Origin of the sequence: Bradyrhizobium sp. BLXBL-03 (assembly GCF_051853015.1) — a bacterium.
In the GTDB taxonomy this organism is placed as follows: domain Bacteria; phylum Pseudomonadota; class Alphaproteobacteria; order Rhizobiales; family Xanthobacteraceae; genus Bradyrhizobium; species Bradyrhizobium manausense.
Genome location: NZ_CP182470.1, coordinates 5,059,377 through 5,079,431, shown reverse-complemented (window position 1 = coordinate 5,079,431; position 20,055 = coordinate 5,059,377). Strand labels below are relative to the sequence as shown.

The following is a 20,055-nucleotide window of genomic DNA, read 5'->3' as shown; positions in this document are numbered from 1 at the left end:
ATGCTGACATGCATTGAAGGCGTCCTGAGCAAGGATGATGTGGCGGAGTTTCGCCGCATCATGGATGCCAGCGAATGGGAAGACGGCCGTTCCACGGCGGGCGCGCAGTCAGCCATGGTCAAGCGCAACGAGCAGTTGCCGCCGGACGGTGAGGTCGCGCGCAAGCTCGGCCATCGCATCATCTCGGCGCTGACGGCGAACCCGCGGTTCCTCGCGGCCGCAATCCCGCTCCAGATCTTTCCGCCGCTGTTCAACCGCTATGCGGCGGACAGCGGCCACTATTTCGGCCTGCATGTCGACAACGCGATCCGCGGCGACCGCCTGACCGGCCTTCGCATTCGCACCGATCTGTCGGTCACGTTATTCCTCACCGAGCCCGAAGATTACGATGGTGGCGAACTTGTGATCGAGGACACCTACGGTTCGCACGAAGTGAAGTTGCCGGCTGGGGACTGCGTGCTCTATCCCTCGACCAGCCTGCATCTGGTCACCCCGGTGACGAGGGGGGCCCGGGTTGCGTCTTTCTTCTGGCTCCAGAGCATGATACGGGACGATCAAGCCCGCAGCATGATCTTTGACCTCGACACCGCCATTCAGGCGCTGGTGGCACGGCTCGGGCGCGACGATCCCGAAACGATCAAATTGACGGGTATCTATCACAACCTCATTCGCAACTGGGCCGAAGTATGAAGTTCGCATCTTTCCACGCAAGCCTCGTTGCAACCGCGCTGCTCGCGGCCACCTGGTTCACAGCGCCTGCTGCTGCCCAGACACAACCCCAGGCGGCGTCGCAGGCTCGGCCCACAGCGCCTGCACCTGCGGCGGCCCTGCCGGCGCCGGCCACTGCCGCTACCGCGGCGCAACCAAGCGCTACCGCGGCGCCTTCGACCGCAGCCGCCACGGCTGCCACGCCCACGGCTGCGTCGCCCACGGCTGCGGCGCGCATGGCCGCGACGCCCAGCGCTCCCGCGACCGAGGCTGCCATCGCCCCGGCATCCGAGCCAGCGCCAAAGGCCGGCATCGCGCCGGCCATGAAGGAATTGTCGCCCTGGGTGATGTTCATGTCGGCGGACGTCATCGTGAAGGCGGTCATGATCGGGCTTGCCTTCGCCTCGCTCGTGACCTGGACCGTCTTCATCGCAAAATCGATCGAGCTCTCGATCGCCTCCACGAGGCTTCGTTCGGCGCTGAAGAGGATTGCAGAGGCGCGGTCGCTCGCGGAAGCCCAGATGGCGCTCGGCACCAAGCAGGGCATCCTGCCGTCCTTCCTGAGTGCCGCGCTGCGTGAAGCGCGGATGTCGGCGGGCCTGTCCAGCGACGGCGGCATCAAGGAGCGTGCAGCGTCGAGCTTCGCCGAGATCGTGCGCGCGGAAGCGCGGCGCATCCGCGTCGGTATGGGTGTGCTTGCGACCATCGGTTCGACGTCACCGTTCGTCGGTCTGTTCGGCACCGTCTGGGGCATCATGAACAGTTTTATCGGCATCTCGAAGTCGCAGACGACCAATCTTGCTGTGGTTGCCCCCGGCATCGCCGAGGCGCTGCTCGCCACTGCCATCGGTCTCGTCGCCGCTATTCCTGCCGTCATCATCTACAATCACTTCTCGCGCGTGACGAAGGGCTATCTCGAGCTCGTCAGCCGCGCCTCGGGCGCCGCCGCCCGGCTGTTGTCGCGCGATCTCGACCGCAGCCATGGCAGCGCGCATTCGCACGCGGCGGAGTAAGCCATGGCTGTCTCGCTCACCGAGAATGATGACGACGACGATTTCTCCGAAACGCATGACATCAACGTCACGCCGTTCATCGACGTCATCCTGGTGCTGCTGATCATCTTCATGGTCGCAGCTCCGCTGTCGACGGTCGATCTGCCGATCGACCTGCCGACGTCGAGCGCGCAGCCGCAGAAGAAGCCGGACAAGCCGACCTATGTCAGCATCAAGCCCGATCTGACGCTGGCGATCGGAGAGAATCCGGTCAAGCGCACCGACCTCGTCAGCTCGCTCGATGCCGTCGCCGATATGAGCAAGGACAAATATCTGTTCGTGCGCGCCGACAAGGCGGTGCCGTACGGCGAGTTGATGGGCGTGATGGAAATCCTGCGATCCGGCGGCTATTCTCGGATCAAGCTGGTGGCGCTAGAGGCACCTCCTGCGGCGGCCGGGCCGGCGCAAGGGGCAGTCCAACCCTGATGGCGGCGCGATGACCGACCCTGTGTTCGAGGCAAAATCCTCGCGGCCGTTGTGGATCGTGGCCGCTGTCGTAGCGGTTGGCCTGCATCTTGGCGGGGCCGCGCTGGCGCTCGCCAACCTACGTGCCGATGACGGTGACGACGGCCTCGGCGCTAACGGCGCGGAATACGCCGTCGAAATGACCTCACCGAAGCTTCCCGAGACGGATCTGCCGCCCGGTCCGGACAGCGAAGCCTCGCAGTACCAGCCGCAGCAGATGCAGCAGCAGGCCGAGCTCAAGGAGACCGATCTGCCGAAGGAAATCCCCCAGGAGGCCGAGGATCCGGACCGCCTCGTCACCGAGAATGACTCCAAGAAGCCGGTGGAGGACACCACGAAGGTGGCCAAGGTCGAGACCCAGGCCGTCGAGGAGATGCCGAACGCCCAGGAATCGGCAAGGCAGGCACTGAACGAGGACGCGCGCGAGGACGAGAAGGCGGCCGCGCCCCATCAGGGTATCGGCAAGGACATCCGCAAGCTGACCGCCGAGTGGGGCAAGCGGATCAGCGCCTATTTCGAGATTCACAAGCGCTATCCCAAGGACAAGATCAAGACGACGACGGTCACGCTCAGCCTGGTCCTGAACCGGCGCGGCAATGTCGTGTCCGTCAATGTCGCGGAGTCCTCAGGGGATCCCGCCTTCGACGATGCGGCCATTTCCATGGTGCGCCGGTCGGATCCGGTGCCGGTTCCGCCGGCCGAGTTGACCGACGATCAATTCGCCTTCAGCCTGCCGGTGAATTTCAAGAAGCCGTCGAAACCGGCTGATAGCGCTCAGCGCCAGTAGAACTTGATCCCGACATAGACCACGACCAGGCAGGCGAAGATCAGCGCCACCGGCAGCGGGCGTTTCTGGGTTCCTCCGACCGTCGCCGCCCCGAAGAAGCCGGTCTTTTTCGGCTTGGGAGCCGGGCGCCGGAAAGCGGTAACATTGTCCCTTGCCGGTTCGGCCGGCCGCGTGCGGACGTCGGGCGGGTTCCCACCGCCGCCCATCTCAAGATAGTAGGATTTGTAGACCTCGGCGATGGCCGCCTCTGTCGCCTCAGCCTCGCTCATCCGCTCCAGCAGCTTCTTGTAGCCGTCCAGGAAGCCCTGTGCGTCAGGGGGCAGCGCCGACAACCCGTTCAGCTTGGCCATCATCTTCCAGGTGGCGAAATCGGCGCGGGCACGGGTGTCCGCGCGACGCGCGATCAGCATATCGGCAGCTTTGACCAAGTTGGCCTCTAGCCCTTCGGCTTTGTCTTCAGGGATATCAAGTTACTGTTTCAACTACGCATTGCCGGTGGCCAAGAGAACAGCTTGAATCACATAACCGGTCAACGTTCGCAGTATTGCTGAAATAACATCAAGATTTAGACCGAACTGGGAACCCGCCAGCGGTAGCAAAATCAGAAGCCCGATCAGGATCATCATGCCGAACGGCTCGAGTCGTGACAGCGGCAGGGCGAGCGCGCGGGGCAACAGCCCGACCGCGACCCGTCCGCCGTCGAGCGGCGGTATCGGCATCATGTTGAAAACCGCCAGCACGGCGTTGATCAGCAGCGCATTCTTGAGATTGTCAAAGATCCATTGTGCGGAGCCTGCCGGCGCCAAGGGCAAGGCGTGGAGGGCGAGACCTGCGACCAGCGCCAGCAGGATGTTTGTGACGGGACCGGCGAGAGCGACCCAGACCATGTCCAGCTTCGGATGATTGAGCTTGCGAAAATTCACCGGCACGGGCTTGGCATAGCCGAACACGAATGGGGAATGCGCAAACAGCAGCATCGCCGGTAATATCAGCGTGCCGAACGGATCGATGTGCCTGGCAGGATTGAAGCTGACGCGCCCAAGCTGCCAGGCTGTGTCGTCGCCGAGCCGGTGCGCGACAAAACCGTGCGCGGCTTCATGGAAGGTGATGGCAAGCACCAGCGGCAGCACCCACACCGAGAGATCATAAAAGGAAACGTTCACGTCGCATCCAGCCTGTTTGTGCCTGTCGCCTTGCAGACGACCGTCAGGCGGTGCAGCAATGCTTCAGCTCAACATAGGGTGGCCCGTTCCGAAATGCCACGTTGCAGATGATCGGCGAGCAGTGCCGCCGGGCGCGATAGGCCGCGCGCGCAATGGAGGCGGATGTCCGCCACCGGCAGCGGCGGCAGGCCGTCGCGTAAGCCGAGAGGTCGAAGGCGGCGCGGCAGGGTGCCGGCCTTCACCACGGTCACCGCAAGGCCTTCCGCTGCGATCGATTCCACCGCCGCCGTCGTCCGGCTGACAAAGGCGAGCCGCCAGGGCCGGCCGGCGTGATCAAGTGCTTCCGCGGCCCATTGGCGGAACAGGCAGCCCGGCGGGTAGAGCGCGACGGGCAGGGTGTCTTCCGCCATGGCGCGACAAGCGGCGGCGGCTGCCCAGACGGCCTGCTCGCGCCGCAACAGCTCGCCCTCGCCACGCCCTTCCGGATGCATGGCGATGACGAGGTCATAGCCCTCGCCGAGGCGGGCCGGCATGGTGGCGGTCAGCCCGGTCTCGACCTCGACCCTGACGGTCGGATGATTCTTGGCAAAGCTCGCCAGCAGCGGCGGAACGACGATCGTGCCATAATCGTCCATCACGCCGAGGCGAATGACCGCCTCGGGCTTGCGCGCGCGCAAGGCGTCGACCGCTTCCGCATGAAGGGCAAGGATACGCTGGGCATAGGCGCGCAGCTCTTTGCCCGCGGCGGTCTGCACGATGCCGTCCCGATTGCGCTGAAACAACTTTGTGCCGAGCCGCTGCTCGAGGCGCCTGACCTGCACGCTCACCGCCGACTGTGTGCGGTTGAGCCGATCGGCCGCGCGCGTGAACGAGCGATGCTCGGCGACGGCGAGAAAAGCCCTCAGCAGATCGGGATCGAGGTCGGGCGCGGTCATGACGGAACGTTATCCCAGCATGACGGAAATTCCATTCTCAGTTTTGGCACGGCCCGTATGCTGTTCGTCAGCGCGTTCGTCAGGGAGCAATCGTGAGCGAGATTTTCGGCGTTCTGGCCGCGGTGCTGTCGAGCGCGCTGGGCGGCACCTCGATTGGCGCGACGCGCTATCTCGTCGGCAGCATCGATCCGCTGGCGATTGGCTCATTCCGGTTTGGCATTGGCTTTCTGCTGCTACTGCCGCTGACCCTGCTGCGCGGCGACCGCTGGCCGGAGCGCGATGACTGGGCGGCTACCGTCGGCCTCGGCATATTGTTTTTCGCGCTGTTTCCAATCCTGTTCAATGCATCGCTGATCTTCACGACAGCCGCGCGCGGCGCGCTCGCGCTATCGACGTTACCGCTGTTGTCGCTAGTGATTGGCGCCGCGCTCGGCAGCGAAGCCCTGACCTGGCGCAAGTCAATTGGTGTCGTGGTGGCAACATCAGGCGTTGCCATCGCGCTTCTCTCTGACTTGAGCTCGGCGCCGTCAGGGGCCTGGCGCGGTGATTTTCTGATGATGGCGGCTGCGCTGTGCATGGCGCTGTATGGCATCTGGTCGAAGCCGCTGATCCGGCGCTCCAGCCCGATCGGGTTTACGACCATGAGCATGGCCGCGGGCGGTCTCTGCCTCATCCTGCTTTCAAGTTTTCGAGGCAGCTTCGCGCCCGTTGCAGATTTCGGCACGCCCCAATGGCTGGCTGCGCTTTATCTCGGGGCCTTCGGCGCGGCGCTGACCTTCTATCTCTGGGCCTTCGCGCTGGAGCGGACCACGCCGACGCGCGTGGCGATTTCGGTCACGGTCAATCCGATCACGGCATCGCTGGTCGGCGCATGGCTGCTGCATGAGCCGCTGCGCTGGAATCTCGCGGCCGGCATTGTCGCGGTGTTCGCAGGGATTTGGTTAGCCACGACAACGGGAAAGCGCGTGCAGGCGGCAAGCATCACCGTTTCAAGGCAGCCCTGACCTCAGGCCGGGATCGTCGTCTCATACTGCGTCAGGCCGTCGTCGAGTTTCACCCAGGCGAGCTTTTCCGAGACCCAGATGTGCTCGGTCGGCGCGAAGGCGTTGCGGTCGTCGAAGGTCGCAAGCGCGACGCCGGCCAGTGTGCCGTTGCGCCGCCAGGAGAACAGCCGCGTGCCGCAGGTCTTGCAGAACACGCGGTCGATCGCCTCAGACGACTTGTAGCGGCCGGTCTCACCCTCGACTGTCAGCGCCTTCTGGTCGAACTGGGCGCGGGCGAAATAGGGCGAGCCCATCGCCTTCTGGCACATGCGGCAGTGACAGATGCGCACGTTCAGCGGTTCGCCCTCCGCCTTGAACCGTACTGCGCCGCACAGGCATCCACCTTCCCGGATCATGGTGTCCTCAATAGGTTGCCCGTCCACCCGAGATATCGAACACCGCGCCGGTCGAGAACGCGCAGTCTTCGGATGCGAGCCACGCGACCATCGCCGCCAGTTCTTCCACCAGCACGAAGCGCGCTTTGGGGATTTTAGACAGCATGAAATCGATATGCTGCTGCGTCATCTGGTCGAAGATCGCGGTCTTGGCCGCCGCCGGCGTCACCGCATTCACGAGAATATCATGCGCGGCGAGCTCCTTGCCGAGCGATTTCGTCAGCGCGATCAGGCCAGCCTTGGAGGCCGAATAGTGCGAGGCGTTCGGATTGCCTTCCTTGCCGGCGATCGAGGCGATGTTCACGATCCGCCCGTATTTCTGCTTGAGCATCACGGGCACGATGGCCTTGCAGACGATGAAGGGGCCGTCGAGGTTGATGCGCAGGACTTTCCGCCATTCCTCCAGATCGGTCTCCCAGACCGGCTTGTTGATGCCGGCGATGCCGGCATTGTTGACGAGGATGTCGATCCTGCCGAAGGCGGCGAGCGTCCCATCGCGGGCCTGCTCGACGCCTGCGGTGTCGGTGACGTCGACCTTGAAGACGCGGACGTTGTCGCTGATCTCCGCGGCGGTCTTCTCCGCCAAGTCTGAATCAAAGTCCCAGATTGCGACCCTGGCGCCGGAAGCGACGAAACGCTCGGTGATGGCGCGGCCAAAGCCCTGCGCGCCGCCGGTGACGACGGCAACACGGTCGTTGAGATCAATCTTGTTCATCAGATGTGATCCGGTGGGCGTCAGAGCATGTAGCCGCCGTCAACCACGAGGTCGACACCGGTGGTGAAGGCGCTCTCGTCGCTGCCGAGATAGACCGCCATGGATGCGATCTCCTCGGCAGTGCCGAGCCGGCCCATCTTCTGGCGCGAGATGAACATCTCCTTGCCCTGCGGCCCTTGCGCGGCGGCGCGGTCGAGCATCGAGGGGGTCTCGACGGTGCCGGGGCAGATCGCGTTGCAACGGATGCCCTTGGTGATGAAGTCCAGCGCGACCGCGCGCGACAGCAGCGACACCGCGGCCTTGGATGAGCTGTAAACGTAGCGGTTCGCCGGCGGCCGCAGCGCCGCGCAGGACGAGATGTTGACGATGCTGCCGCCGCCGCCGGCGATCATGTCAGGCAGGAAGGCCTTGATGGTCCGGTGCATCGACTTGACGTTGAGGTCGAACGAGAAATCGAAATCCTCTTCCGAGCAATCCAGGATGGTCCCGTGGTGCACGAAGCCGGCCGCGTTGAGCAGGATGTCGATCTTGCCGACACGTTTTGCAAAAGCGTTGACGTCGGCCGTGTTGCGGACGTCGAGTTTCGCCACTTCGGCGACGCCCTCCCTGGTCAGGCCTGCGATGCCCGCCTCGTTGATGTCGGTGGCGATGACGGTTGCGCCCTCACGCGCGAATGCGAGCGCGCATGCGCGCCCGATGCCTGCGGCTGCAGCCGTGACGACGGCGCGCTTGCCCTTGAGGCGGTTGGCCATGGTGTTCTCCCTTTGAGTTGGTTCATTCCGGGGCGCCTCTTGGCGCGAGCCCGGAATCCATTGTGCGGCAAAGTTTGTGGATTGATGGATTCCGGGCTCGCGCTGCGCGCGCCCCGGAATGACAACGTCAGTGATTATCCCGCGGCACGCCAAACGCCGAGGCGACGTTCTGGTAGCGCGTGGCGAGCTCCATGCAGGCGCCGGTCGATTGCTGGCCGACAGTGCTACGATAGATCTCCTGCCACGGCGTCTGGTTCGGCGGATGCTTGAAGCCGCCGGCGGCCTTCAGCTCGGCATGGCGCTTCTTCAGTTCCTCCTCGGAGATGAGGATGTTGGCGCTGCCCTTGTTGAGGTCGATGCGGACCTTGTCGCCGGTCCTGAGGATCGCGAGGCCGCCGTTGGCGGCGGCTTCCGGCGAGGCGTTCAGGATGGACGGCGAGCCCGAGGTGCCGGACTGACGGCCATCGCCGATGCAGGGCAGGGACAGGATGCCGCGTTTGATCAGCGCCGCCGGCGGCTGCATGTTCACGACCTCGGCACCACCGGGGTAGCCGATCGGGCCGGTGCCGCGGATGAACAGCACGCAATGCTCGTCGATGTCGAGCGAGGCATCGTCGATCCGCGCGTGATAATCCTCCGGCCCCTCGAACACGACGGCGCGGCCCTCGAAGGCGTTCAGATCCTTCGGGTTGCTCAAGTAGCGATCGCGAAACTCCTTGGAGATCACCGAGGTCTTCATGATCGCAGAATCGAACAGATTGCCCCTCAGCACCAGGAAGCCGGCGTCCTTCACCAGCGGCTTGTCGTAGGCCCAGATCACGTCGTTGTCGGGCGCCGGCGCATTCTTGCAATTCTCGCCGATGCCGCGGCCGTTGACGGTGACCGCGTCCTCATGGATGCGCTTGTGCTTCATCAATTCGCGCACCACCGCGGGCACGCCGCCGGCGCGGTGGAATTCCTCGCCAAGATAGAATCCGGCCGGCTGCATGTTGACCAGCAGCGGCACGTCGTGGCCGATTTTCTGCCAGTCGTCGATCGACAGCTCGACGCCGATGTGTCGTGCCAACGCGTTGATGTGGATCGGCGCGTTGGTCGAGCCGCCGATCGCCGAATTGATGACGATGCAGTTCTCGAACGCCTTGCGGGTCAGGATGTCCGACGGCTTGAGGTCTTCCCAGACCATCTCGACAATACGTTTTCCCGTCTCATAGGCGATCTGGCCGCGCTCGCGATAGGGAGCGGGGATGGCCGCGCAGCCCGGCAGCGAGAAGCCGAGCGCTTCGGCAAGGCCGTTCATGGTCGAGGCCGTGCCCATGGTGTTGCAATGGCCGACCGACGGCGCCGAGGACGCCACGATCTCCATGAACTCTTCATAGTCGATCTCGCCGGCGGCGAGCCGCTCGCGCGACTTCCAGACGATGGTGCCGGAGCCGGTGCGCTCGCCATTGTGCCAGCCGTTCAGCATGGGCCCGCCCGACAGCACGATCGCGGGCAGGTTGACGGTCGCCGCCGCCATCATGCAGGCCGGCGTGGTCTTGTCGCAGCCGGTGGTCAGCACCACGCCGTCGAGCGGGTAGCCGTAGAGCACCTCGACCAGGCCGAGATAAGCGAGGTTGCGGTCCAGCGCCGCGGTCGGGCGCTTGCCGGTCTCCTGGATCGGGTGGGTCGGGAATTCCATCGCAATGCCGCCGGCCTCGCGGATGCCCTCGCGGACGCGATGGGCCAGCTCGATATGGTGGCGGTTGCAGGGCGACAGGTCGTTGCCGGTCTGGGCGATACCGATGATCGGCTTGCCGGATTGCAGCTCGGCGCGGGTGAGGCCGAAATTCAGGTAGCGCTCCATATAGAGCGCGGTCATGCCCGGATTATGCGGATTGTTGAACCAGTCCTGCGAGCGAAGATGGCGGCGGGTGCCGTTGCCGGCGGGCGCGTGCCCATTGGTTGGGTTTTTTGTCATGGGTTTCTCCTTCAATGCAAACGCACGGTCCGACGTTCGGGATGTCGATCGGTGCGCTGCCCGGCAGCGCGAGCATGGTCAGACGGCCCGCCTGCTGGCGAACATTTCCTCATGGTTGGGATACTACTCACGGGTCGTTGGTAACGCTATCATTTTGTACGGCGGCCACCCATTCGCCCGCGCGGGGGCTCGCCGTCGGCCGCTGTGCTTGCGAACTCTGTCGTTCGATCACCGTGAAGCCGAGATCGAGCACGGGCTTTTCAGGGCGCTTTCCCTCGATCGCCTCGATCAGCATCGCGGCAGCCGTGCTGCCCATCTCGTAACGATTGGTCCGCACGCTCGTCAGCGTCGGCACCGAGGAGGCCATGAATTCGAGGTCGTTGAAGCCGACGATCGCGATCTGATCGGGGACCGGGATCTCGCGCCGGCGGCATTCGAAGAGAACGCCGAGCGCGAGGTCGTCATTGGCGCAGAACACCGCGTCGATGGCGGGCTCGCGCGCGATTAGATCGGCGAACAGCGCGCCGCCAAGCGTCACCGAGGTCGGCGTTGCCGTCGTCACGGTCAGTCTTTGGTCGAACAGGCCGGCCTCTTTCATGGCTGCGGCATAGCCGTCGAGCCGGCGCTGCACCCGGGGATCCATGCGGGCGCCGACGAAGCCGATCCTGCGGTGGCCCTGCGCGAACAAATGGGCAATTGCCGCGCGCGCGGCATCATAATGAGAGAAGCCGATCATCATGTCGACCGGATTGGGCCCGATCTCCATGATCTGCACGATCGGGCAGTCGGCCGCCTCAAGCATCGCGCGGGACTCGGTGGTCTGGTCGATGCCGGTGACGATCAGTCCTGCGGGCTTCTGTGCCAGAAACAGCCGCAGCAGCTTCTCCTCCTGGAGAATGGAGTAGCGCGTGTTGGACAGCTGGATCGAGTAACGGCTGCCCTCGGACGCGTCATAGATGCCGCGCAGCACATCGGAAAACACGTTGTTGGTCAGCGACGGAATCAAGACGCCGATCACTTCGGTGCGCTGCGAGGCCAGCGCACGTGCAGCAAGGTTGGGCACATAGCCGAGCTCCCGGGCCGCGCTTTCGACCCGCGTTCGCTTGGCGACCGACAACGCCTCGGGATTGCGGAAGAAGCGCGACGCCGTGATCGGGCTGACGCCGGCCAGCTCGGCGACTTCCGCTAACCGAATCTTGCCAGACTTGGTGCGCTTTCGACCCATTTGTTGCTCATAACACAGCCATTCCCGCAAACAAAGGATCGTTGACAGCGCTACCAGCAACGACTAACCAAAGACAAATTGCCAAACCCGCACAAACTGCTGACAATGTCGCCTGTTACAAGGGGCTTCGGGTCAGCGAAGTTCAGAAAAAACAAGACGGTGGCGGCGCTGCAGATGTGTCGTTTCGGTCGGAGGAGGGAGCTAGATGTCGTCTGTGCAAATCCGCGACGTGCGGAAATCGTTCGGCAATTTTGAGGTCCTGCACGGCGTCTCGATCCCGATCGAGGATGGCCAGTTCGTCGTCCTGGTTGGCCCCTCCGGCTGCGGCAAGTCGACGCTGCTGCGCATGCTCGCAGGCCTCGAGAACATCACCTCAGGCACGATCTCGATCGGCGATCGCGTCGTCAACAATGTCCAGCCCAAGGAGCGGGACATTGCGATGGTGTTCCAGAATTACGCGCTCTATCCGCACATGACCGTCGCCGAGAACATGGGCTTCTCGCTGAAGCTGCGGAACGCCGGCTCGGACGAGATCGGCAAGCGGGTCAAGCGCGCCGCTGAAATTCTTGCCCTGACGCCGTTGCTCGACCGCTACCCGCGCCAGCTCTCGGGCGGCCAGCGCCAGCGCGTCGCCATGGGCCGCGCCATCGTGCGCGATCCCCAGGTCTTCCTGTTCGACGAGCCGTTGTCGAACCTCGACGCCAAGCTGCGCGTCGCCATGCGCACCGAGATCAAGGAGCTGCACCAGCGGCTCAAGACCACCACCGTTTACGTCACCCACGATCAGATCGAGGCCATGACCATGGCCGACAAGATCGTCGTGATGCATGACGGCATCGTCGAGCAGATGGGCACGCCGCTCGAGCTCTATGACCGGCCGGAAAACCAGTTCGTCGCCGGCTTCATTGGCTCACCGGCCATGAATTTCCTGAAGGGGCATATCCGCGTCAACGGCGTTGCGACCTTCGAGGGACCAAACGGCGTCAAGCTGCCGCTCAAGAACGCGCCGGCTGCCTCGGACGGCAAGCCCGTGGTTTACGGCGTCCGTCCCGAGCATTTCACCATTGCCGATGACGGCGCCGACGCCGAGATCGTCGTGGTCGAGCCGACCGGCTCGGAGACGCAGGTGTTTGCGAAGCTCGGGGGCGAGCAGGTCGTCGCCGTCTTCCGCGAGCGCCACCAGTTCAATCCAGGCGACAAGGTCAAGCTGAAGCCCGATCCGGGCGTGATCCACTTGTTTGACGAGGCGACAGGCAAACGCCTGTAGTGGCGTTTCTTGATTTAAGACGACCCAAAGACAATTAAAAAATCAGGGAGAGAACGATGAGCGATTTCGACAGGCGAAGTGTGCTTAAGGCCGGCCTGGGCGGCGCAGCATTGCTGGCCGGCCCGGGTGTCGTCCCGGTGCGCGCGGCCGAGTGGACCAACAAGCCCGAGCCGAACGCCTCCATCCGTGTCTTGCGCTGGAAGCAATTCATCCAGGCCGAGTACGACAAGTTCGCCGAGCAGACCAAGAAGTTCGCCGAGACCACCGGCGTCAAGGTCAAGCTCGAGGCCGAGAGCTGGGATGACATTCGCCCCAAGGCGGCGGTCGCCGCCAATGTCGGCGCCGGTCCCGACCTCATCATCGGCACGCTGGACGATGCCCACAAATTTCCCGAGAAGCTGATCGACGTCACCGACGTCGCGAATTATCTCGGCGCAAAATATGGCGGTTGGTATCCGGTCGCCGAGAAATACGGCAAGAAGGGCAATAGCTGGATCGCCATTCCCCAGGGCGCCACCGGCGGCTGCATGAACTACCGGATCAGCCACATGAAGGCCGCCGGATTCGAAGAGTTTCCGAAGGATCTGCCCGGCTTCCTCAAGCTCTGCCAGAATCTGAAGAAGAACAACACGCCGGCCGGATTCGCGCTGGGACATGCGACCGGCGACGCCAATGGCTGGGTCCATTGGCTGCTCTGGGCGCATGGCGGCAAGCTCGTCAACGAGAAGAACGAGGTGGTGATCGAGTCGCCGGAAACGATCGCCGCGCTGGAATACGTCAAGCAACTGTATCCGACCTTCATCCCGGGCGTGTTGTCGTGGAACGATTCCAACAACAACAAGGCCTACCTGTCCGGCGAACTCAGCTTGACCCTGAATGGCATCTCGATCTGGACGGTCGGCAAGAATTCCCCGGATCCGAAGCAGCAGGAGATCGCCAAGGATACGGATCACGCAGCCCTGCCCATCGGTCCGGTCGGCAAGCCGACCGAGCAACAGAACATCGTGATCGCCTACGGTTACAAATACTCGAAATATCCGAACGCGGTGAAAGAGTTTCTCCGTTTCATGTGGGAAAAGGAGAACTACGACGCCTGGGAGGTTGCCTCCAACGGCTACGTCGCGCCGCCGCTACCGGCCTACAACGACAATCCGGTCTGGACCTCCGACCCGAAGATCACGCCGTTCCGTGATTGCTTGAAGCGTTGCCTTGACAACGGCTATGCCGGCGATCTCGGCTACGCCTCCGCGGCGGTGATGGGCGACTTCGTGCTCGTCGACATGTTCGCGGAAGCAGCCACCGGTTCTGCGACGCCGAAAGAGGCTGCGGCGCGCGCAGCCGAGCGTGCCAAGCGCTACTACCAGGTCTGATCCGCACCTTCAGCGCAGCGTCCGGCGTGCCGGACGCTGCTGCTATTTGTCTAGGGGAGTCCGATATGGCCGTCTTGGCGGAGCCAATCGCGCAGCCGAAACGCAGCAGCCTGTGGTCGAGGGCATTTGAGAGCCGTAACTGCCTCGGCGCGATGTTCATGGTGCCGGCCGTGGCCATCCTGGTCCTGTTCCTGGCCTATCCGCTCGGGCTCGGTTTGTATCTCGGCCTGACCGACACCAAGATCGGAGGGGCAGGGCGCTTCATCGGGTTCGGCAATTTCGTTTCCCTTGCCAAGGACTCGGTGTTCTGGCTCTCGGTGTTCAACACGATTTTCTATACGGTGACCGCCAGCATCGTGAAGTTCGCGATCGGACTTTATCTGGCGCTGCTGCTCAACGAGCGGCTGCCATTCAAGTCGATGATCCGCGCCATCGTGCTGTTGCCCTTCGTGGTGCCGACCGTGTTGTCGGCGATCGCGTTCTGGTGGATCTATGACAGCCAGTTCTCGATCGTCTCCTGGGTGCTGATCAAGGCGGGGCTTCTGACCCGCTACATCGATTTCCTCGGCGATCCCTGGAATGCGCGCTGGTCGGTCGTGATCGCCAATATCTGGCGCGGCGTGCCGTTCGTGGCGATCACGCTGCTGGCGGGATTGCAGACTATCTCGCCCTCGCTCTACGAGGCCGCCAATCTCGATGGCGCCACCAATCTGCAGCGCTTCCGCCACATCACGCTGCCGATGCTGTCGCCGATCATCGCGGTCGTGATGACATTCTCGGTGCTGATGACGTTCACCGACTTCCAGCTGATCTACACCATCACGCGCGGCGGGCCGATCAACGCCACGCATCTGATGGCGACGCTGTCGTTTCAGCGCGCGATCACCGGTGGCAATCTCGGCGAGGGGGCGGCGATCTCCAATGCGATGATCCCGTTCCTGGTCGCCGCGATCCTGCTCAGCTTCTTCGGGCTTCAGCGCTCGCGCTGGCAACAGGGCGGGAGGGACTGACCATGGCCACCGTGGACGACCAAAGCGTCGGAATGGACTATCTGGAGAGCTTTCCGAAGAAGTTTCTCCGGGTCTACGTCCCGCTCGGCCTGATCATCTTCTTCCTGTTGTTTCCGTTCTACTGGATGGCGGTGACGACGTTCAAACCAGATGCGGAGATGTACGATTACGAGAAGTACAATCCGTTCCTGATTGCCCATCCGACGCTCGAGCACATCAAGAAGCTGTTCGTGGACACCGACTATCCGCTGTGGATGTGGAACACGGTGATCGTCTCGGTGTCCTCGACCTTCATCTCGCTGTTCGCCAGCGTCTGCGCGGCCTACGCGATCGAGCGGCTCCGTTACACCGGCTCGCGCTATGTCGGCCTCGCCATCTTCCTCGGCTATCTCGTGCCGCCCTCGATCCTGTTCATTCCGCTGGCGGCGATCGTGTTCCAGCTGGGCCTGTTTGACGGCAATCTGGCGCTGATCCTGACCTACCCGACCTTCCTGATCCCGTTCTGCACCTGGCTGCTGATGGGCTATTTCCGCACCATCCCCTATGAGCTGGAGGAATGCGCGCTGATCGATGGGGCGACGCGGCTGCAGATCCTGGTCAAGATCACGCTGCCGCTGTCGCTGCCGGGGGTCATTTCGGCCGGCATCTTCGCCTTCACCTTGTCCTGGAACGAGTTCATCTACGCGCTGACCTTCATCTCCTCCTCGGAGAACAAGACCATTCCGGTCGGCGCCATCACGGAGCTCGTCAACGGCGACGTCTACCATTGGGGCGCCCTGATGGCGGCGGCCCTGACCGGCTCGGTCCCCGTAGTTATCCTTTATTCCTTCTTCGTAGAGTATTATGTGTCGGCGATGACAGGCGCGGTGAAGGAATGACCAGCGGGGCCTGCCTGGGAACGCGCCAGCATCTTCCAAGAGCGGCGCGTTCCGGCCAATAAGAAGGAGTTAAGCTCTTGCACATTCTGGTTCTGGGCGCTGCCGGCATGGTCGGCCGCAAATTGTGTGAACGTCTCTTGCGCGACGGCCGGCTCGGCAAGAGCGACATCACCAAGATGACCATGCATGACGTGGTCGAGCCCAGGAAGCCGGAGAAGGCGGGTTTTGCCGTCGAGACTGTCTCGGGCGATTTTGCCGTGCCGGGCGCTGCCGAGAAGCTGATCGCCGGCCGTCCCGATGTGATCTTCCATCTTGCGGCCATCGTCTCGGGCGAGGCCGAGCTCGATTTCGACAAGGGCTACCGCATCAATCTCGATGGCACGCGGATGCTGCTCGACGCCATCCGCCTGGTCGGCGGCGGCTACAAGCCGCGCGTGGTGTTCACGTCGTCGATCGCGGTGTTCGGCGCCCCGTTCCCGGATGCGATCGGCGACGAGTTCTTCCAGACCCCGCTGCTCAGCTACGGGACCCAGAAGGCGATCGGCGAGCTCCTCCTCGCGGATTATTCGCGCCGCGGCTTCCTCGACGGCATCGGCATTCGCCTGCCGACCATCTGCATCCGGCCTGGCCTGCCCAACAAAGCGGCATCAGGCTTCTTCTCCAATATCCTCCGTGAGCCGCTCGCCGGCAAGGAAGCGGTGCTCCCGGTGTCGGAGGATGTCCGCCACTGGCACGCGACGCCGCGCTCGGCGGTCGGCTTCCTGCTCCACGCCGGCACCATGGACCTCGCCACGGTCGGCCCGCGCCGCAATCTGACGATGCCGGGCCTGTCGGCCACCGTCGGCGAGCAGATCGCCGCCTTGAAGCGCGTTGCCGGCGAGAAGGTCGTTGCCCGCATCAAGCGGGAGCCCGATCCTTTCATTGTCGGTATCGTCGGGGGCTGGCCGCGCAATTTCAACCCAAAGCGGGCGCTCAAGCTCGGCTTCACCACGGCCGAGAAGACCTTTGACGACATCATCCGCATTCACATCGAAGACGAGCTCGGCGGCAACTTCGTCGCCTGACGTAACTGATGAACAGCGTGGATATGACGATGGCGAGCGTGGCTTGCATCGGTGAATGCATGGTCGAGCTTCGACAGGCTCAGGGTGGGCAGGCAGGGCAGGGCGGTGGCCTGTTCTCGCGCGGCTTCGGCGGCGACACGCTCAACACAGCGGTGTATCTGGCGCGGCTCGACGTCAAGGTCGACTATTTCACCGCGCTCGGCGACGATGCGATGAGCGAGGAGATGATTGCGGCCTGGAACGCCGAGGGCGTCGGCACAAGGCGCGTGGTGCGGCTGCCGGGCAAGCTGCCCGGCCTCTACATGATCCAGCTCGATGCCAAGGGCGAGCGCCAGTTCTACCACTGGCGCGACAGCGCGGCGGCGCGGCAACTCATGAGCCTGCCGGAGACCGACGAGCTGCTCAACTCGCTGATGAGCTACGACATCGTCTATCTCTCCGCGATCACGCTCTCGATCTACGATCAGGCCGGGCGCGACCGCCTGTTTGCGGCGATCAAGCGCGCCCGCCTGCTCGGCACCCGCTTCGTGTTCGACACCAATTTCCGCGCACGCGGCTGGCCCGATCGCGACATTGCCCGCGAGGTGTTTTCTGCGGCCTTTGCCGCGGCCGACATCGTGCTGACGTCGGCCGAGGATCTGCTCGCGCTCTATCCCGGCGAAAGTCCTGAGCAATTGATGGCGCGCATCCCGACGCCGGAGCTGGTGTTCCGGCTCGCGGAGCCCGTCAGCCGGCTGCGCTACCCCGGTGGTACCAGCGAGGTCCGCGCTGAACCCATGACAAAGCCCGTCGTCGACACCACGGCGGCCGGTGACAGTTTTGCCGCAGCCTATATCGCGGCCCGCCTCGGTGGTTCCGATCCGGTCGAGGCGGCCCAATCGGGCCATCGCCTCGCCAGTCTCGTGATCTGCTATCCCGGCGCCATCATTCCGGGCTATGCCATGCCGCCGAAGAAGCGGCACCGGCCTGCGACCACACGCCAAGCCACGAAGTAGAGCCACGAAGTAACGCGACCTAGTCAACGAAAAGACCCAGAAGATGCCCACTGCTGCCCAACAGAACCACCTCGTCGCGCTGTTCAAGGCTGCGACCGTCATTCCCGTCCTCACCATCGACCGGATCCAGGATGCCGTGCCGCTGGCAAAAGCCCTGGTGGCCGGCGGCGTCCGCACGCTGGAGGTGACCATGCGCACCCCTGTCGCGATCGAGGCGGCGCGGGCGATGATGGCCGAGGTCCCCGACGCAGTGGTCGGCATCGGCACCATCCTCAATCCGGCCGACTTCACCCGGGTCGAGAAGCTCGGCGTCGCCTTCGGCATCAGCCCGGGCCTGACCCCCGACCTCCTCAAGGTCGCCGCCGACAGCTCCCTGCCGTTTGCACCGGGCATCGCGACCGCCTCCGAGCTGATGACGGCGCTATCCTACGGCTTCGACGTCGCAAAATTCTTCCCGGCCGAGCAGGCCGGCGGCATCAAGGGCTTGCGCTCGCTTGGCGGGCCCTTCCCTAACGTCCGGTTCTGCCCGACCGGCGGGGTCGGCGAGGCCAATGCGGCGACCTGGCTCGCCGAGCCCAATGTGGTCTGTGTCGGTGGTTCCTGGCTGTGCCCGACGGCGGAGATCAGGGCGGGGAACTGGGCCGGCATAACTGCCATCTGCCAGCGCACCCTCCATGCCCTTAAACCCGCGTGAAGTCTTGCCATCCCTGGGCTAAGACTTAGGTCAGCAAGAGACCGCCAGGGAGAGAAGACCATGACTGCCAGCATCGTCGGATGGGCGCATACGCCGTTCGGCAAGTTCGACACCGAAACCGTCGAAAGCCTCGTCACCCGGGTCGCCAATGAGGCGATGGCCGATGCCGGCATTTCGGCCTCCGATGTCGACGAGATCGTGCTTGGCCATTTCAATGCCGGCTTCTCGGCGCAGGATTTTACTGCCTCGCTGGTGCTGCAGGCCGACCCGAAGCTGCGCTTCAAGCCGGCGACCCGTGTGGAGAACGCCTGTGCGACGGGCTCGGCTGCCGTCCATCAGGGCCTGCGTGCGATCGCCGCAGGCGCAGCCAGAATCGTGCTGGTCGTCGGCGTCGAGCAGATGACCCGCACACCGGGGCCGGAGATCGGCAAGAACCTGCTCAAGGCCTCGTACCTGCCCGAGGACGGCGACACCGTCGGCGGCTTTGCCGGCGTGTTCGGCAAGATCGCCAGCTCCTACTTCCAGAAATACGGCGATCAGTCCGATGCGCTGGCGCTGATCGCGGCCAAGAACCACAAGAACGGCGTCGCCAATCCCTTCGCGCAGATGCGCAAGGATTTCGGCTTCGACTTCTGCCGCGCCGAGAGCGAGAAGAACCCGTACGTCGCCGGTCCCCTGAAGCGCACCGACTGCTCGCTGGTGTCCGACGGCGCCGCCGCGCTGGTGCTGGCCAACACCGAGACCGCCAGGACCATGAGCAAGTCGATCGGCTTCCGCGCCACCGCGCATGCCCAGGACTTCCTGCCGATGAGCAAGCGCGACATCCTCCAGTTCGAGGGCTGCACGGTCGCCTGGCAGCGCGCGCTGGAGAAGGCGGGCGTGACGCTGTCCGATCTCTCCTTCGTCGAGACCCATGACTGCTTCACCGTGGCCGAGCTGATCGAGTACGAAGCGATGGGACTGACGCCGAGGGGGCAGGGCGCCCGCGCCATCAAGGAAGGCTGGACGCTCAAGGACGGCAAGCTGCCGGTCAATCCGTCCGGCGGCCTGAAGGCCAAGGGCCACCCGATCGGTGCCACCGGCGTCTCCATGCATGTGATGACCGCGATGCAGCTCGCCGGGCAGGCGCCCGAGGGCATGCAGTTGAAGAATGCCAAGCTCGGCGGCATCTTCAACATGGGCGGCGCGGCCGTTGCCAACTACGTCTCGGTTCTCGAGCCATTGAAGTAAGGTTCGACTCTTGTAGGGTGGGCAAAGGCGCAAAAGCGCCGTGCCCACCATTTCCTTGCGGTAGATCATGGTGGGCACGCTTCGCTTCGCCCACCCTACGGCTCCTGATTGATTCGCGGAAAAGCATCATGAGTACTAACTACGAAGATTCACTCTCTATCGAAGCCCTCAACGATCGCATCGCGATTCTCGAGGATAATATCCGCCAGCTGATCGAGCAGGCCGCCGCCGCCTCCGGCGAGCAGAACGAGTCGCGCATCGCCGACCGCATCAACCAGCAGAACGACGAGCTCGAGCGTCTCATGAAGATCCGCGAATCCCGCCAGAAGAAATAGCGGCCGCGTCCGCGC

22 protein-coding genes are annotated in these 20,055 nt (G+C 63.9%); 14 read left to right on the top strand and 8 right to left on the bottom strand.

The annotated features are described in order from the left end of the window. From ACNJX9_RS24520 to ACNJX9_RS24505, 4 genes are read left to right on the top strand one after another with little or no spacing between them, the layout of a single operon-like run. Entirely contained in the window at positions 1-690 is a 690-nt protein-coding gene (locus ACNJX9_RS24520) for a Fe2+-dependent dioxygenase (protein ID WP_439404588.1), read from the top strand. Next, complete coding sequence (gene exbB / locus ACNJX9_RS24515) at positions 687-1,721, top strand: tonB-system energizer ExbB (RefSeq protein WP_439404587.1); 1,035 nt, start codon at positions 687-689, stop codon at positions 1,719-1,721. The genes ACNJX9_RS24520 and exbB overlap by 4 nt, the downstream gene beginning before the upstream one ends. Before the next feature lie 3 nt (positions 1,722-1,724). Beyond that, entirely contained in the window at positions 1,725-2,186 is a 462-nt protein-coding gene (exbD, locus tag ACNJX9_RS24510; protein WP_439404586.1) for a TonB system transport protein ExbD, read from the top strand. Positions 2,187-2,196: 10 nt separating this feature from the next. Next, on the top strand, positions 2,197-3,012 hold the full coding sequence (locus ACNJX9_RS24505; protein WP_439404585.1) for an energy transducer TonB: 816 nt from the start codon (positions 2,197-2,199) through the stop codon (positions 3,010-3,012). Here ACNJX9_RS24505 and ACNJX9_RS24500 read toward each other — a convergent pair. From ACNJX9_RS24500 to ACNJX9_RS24490, 3 genes are all read right to left on the bottom strand, one after another. Next, the gene (locus ACNJX9_RS24500; RefSeq protein ID WP_057758223.1) at positions 3,000-3,422 is read right to left on the bottom strand and encodes a hypothetical protein; all 423 of its coding nucleotides are present in this window, start codon (positions 3,420-3,422) and stop codon (positions 3,000-3,002) included. The two genes, ACNJX9_RS24505 and ACNJX9_RS24500, sit on opposite strands and share 13 nt — an antisense overlap. A gap of 72 nt (positions 3,423-3,494) precedes the next feature. Further along, positions 3,495-4,175 carry a site-2 protease family protein gene (locus ACNJX9_RS24495; RefSeq protein ID WP_439404583.1) on the bottom strand — a complete coding sequence of 227 codons (681 nt, stop codon included), beginning with the start codon at positions 4,173-4,175 and terminating at the stop codon, positions 3,495-3,497. Positions 4,176-4,243: 68 nt separating this feature from the next. Further along, on the bottom strand, positions 4,244-5,110 hold the full coding sequence (locus ACNJX9_RS24490; RefSeq protein WP_057758219.1) for a LysR family transcriptional regulator: 867 nt from the start codon (positions 5,108-5,110) through the stop codon (positions 4,244-4,246). A gap of 92 nt (positions 5,111-5,202) precedes the next feature. On the opposite strand from ACNJX9_RS24490, the gene ACNJX9_RS24485 reads away from it, so the two are divergent. Then, the gene (locus ACNJX9_RS24485) at positions 5,203-6,114 is read left to right on the top strand and encodes a DMT family transporter (protein WP_439404581.1); all 912 of its coding nucleotides are present in this window, start codon (positions 5,203-5,205) and stop codon (positions 6,112-6,114) included. A gap of 2 nt (positions 6,115-6,116) precedes the next feature. Here the strand turns inward: ACNJX9_RS24485 and ACNJX9_RS24480 are convergent, their stop codons facing one another. From ACNJX9_RS24480 to ACNJX9_RS24460, 5 genes are all read right to left on the bottom strand, one after another. After that, positions 6,117-6,509, bottom strand: a complete 393-nt coding sequence (locus ACNJX9_RS24480) for a GFA family protein (RefSeq protein WP_057758215.1) — start codon at positions 6,507-6,509, stop codon at positions 6,117-6,119. Between the two features lie 7 nt (positions 6,510-6,516). Beyond that, complete coding sequence (locus ACNJX9_RS24475) at positions 6,517-7,263, bottom strand: SDR family NAD(P)-dependent oxidoreductase (RefSeq protein WP_439404579.1); 747 nt, start codon at positions 7,261-7,263, stop codon at positions 6,517-6,519. 20 nt (positions 7,264-7,283) lie between these two features. Beyond that, positions 7,284-8,015, bottom strand: a complete 732-nt coding sequence (locus tag ACNJX9_RS24470) for an SDR family oxidoreductase (protein ID WP_057758211.1) — start codon at positions 8,013-8,015, stop codon at positions 7,284-7,286. 127 nt (positions 8,016-8,142) lie between these two features. Then, positions 8,143-9,972 carry an IlvD/Edd family dehydratase gene (locus tag ACNJX9_RS24465; RefSeq protein ID WP_439404577.1) on the bottom strand — a complete coding sequence of 610 codons (1,830 nt, stop codon included), beginning with the start codon at positions 9,970-9,972 and terminating at the stop codon, positions 8,143-8,145. A gap of 127 nt (positions 9,973-10,099) precedes the next feature. Further along, the gene (locus tag ACNJX9_RS24460; RefSeq protein ID WP_057758206.1) at positions 10,100-11,197 is read right to left on the bottom strand and encodes a LacI family DNA-binding transcriptional regulator; all 1,098 of its coding nucleotides are present in this window, start codon (positions 11,195-11,197) and stop codon (positions 10,100-10,102) included. Positions 11,198-11,402: 205 nt separating this feature from the next. Between ACNJX9_RS24460 and ACNJX9_RS24455 the strand changes: the two genes are divergently transcribed. The 9 genes from ACNJX9_RS24455 (at position 11,403) to ACNJX9_RS24415 (ending at position 20,040) form a co-directional block, all read left to right on the top strand. After that, a complete protein-coding gene (locus tag ACNJX9_RS24455) occupies positions 11,403-12,464 on the top strand; it encodes an ABC transporter ATP-binding protein (protein WP_439404575.1) in 1,062 nt (353 codons plus the stop codon). Positions 12,465-12,520: 56 nt separating this feature from the next. Further along, positions 12,521-13,834 (top strand): ABC transporter substrate-binding protein, encoded by a 1,314-nt coding sequence (locus tag ACNJX9_RS24450; protein WP_057758202.1) that lies wholly within the window; start codon positions 12,521-12,523, stop codon positions 13,832-13,834. 65 nt (positions 13,835-13,899) lie between these two features. Next, positions 13,900-14,844, top strand: a complete 945-nt coding sequence (locus tag ACNJX9_RS24445; RefSeq protein WP_083514782.1) for a carbohydrate ABC transporter permease — start codon at positions 13,900-13,902, stop codon at positions 14,842-14,844. Between the two features lie 2 nt (positions 14,845-14,846). After that, positions 14,847-15,722, top strand: coding sequence for a carbohydrate ABC transporter permease (locus ACNJX9_RS24440; protein ID WP_439404573.1), 876 nt, complete (start codon positions 14,847-14,849; stop codon positions 15,720-15,722). A gap of 77 nt (positions 15,723-15,799) precedes the next feature. Further along, entirely contained in the window at positions 15,800-16,786 is a 987-nt protein-coding gene (gene denD, locus ACNJX9_RS24435) for a D-erythronate dehydrogenase (protein ID WP_439404571.1), read from the top strand. A gap of 29 nt (positions 16,787-16,815) precedes the next feature. Then, positions 16,816-17,781 carry a sugar kinase gene (locus ACNJX9_RS24430; protein WP_271603145.1) on the top strand — a complete coding sequence of 322 codons (966 nt, stop codon included), beginning with the start codon at positions 16,816-16,818 and terminating at the stop codon, positions 17,779-17,781. 43 nt (positions 17,782-17,824) lie between these two features. Beyond that, positions 17,825-18,475 carry a bifunctional 4-hydroxy-2-oxoglutarate aldolase/2-dehydro-3-deoxy-phosphogluconate aldolase gene (eda, locus tag ACNJX9_RS24425; RefSeq protein ID WP_057758195.1) on the top strand — a complete coding sequence of 217 codons (651 nt, stop codon included), beginning with the start codon at positions 17,825-17,827 and terminating at the stop codon, positions 18,473-18,475. A 60-nt stretch (positions 18,476-18,535) separates the two neighbouring features. Next, positions 18,536-19,705 (top strand): acetyl-CoA acetyltransferase, encoded by a 1,170-nt coding sequence (locus ACNJX9_RS24420; RefSeq protein WP_439404569.1) that lies wholly within the window; start codon positions 18,536-18,538, stop codon positions 19,703-19,705. A gap of 128 nt (positions 19,706-19,833) precedes the next feature. Then, complete coding sequence (locus ACNJX9_RS24415) at positions 19,834-20,040, top strand: hypothetical protein (RefSeq protein ID WP_057758191.1); 207 nt, start codon at positions 19,834-19,836, stop codon at positions 20,038-20,040. Positions 20,041-20,055 lie beyond the last annotated feature (15 nt).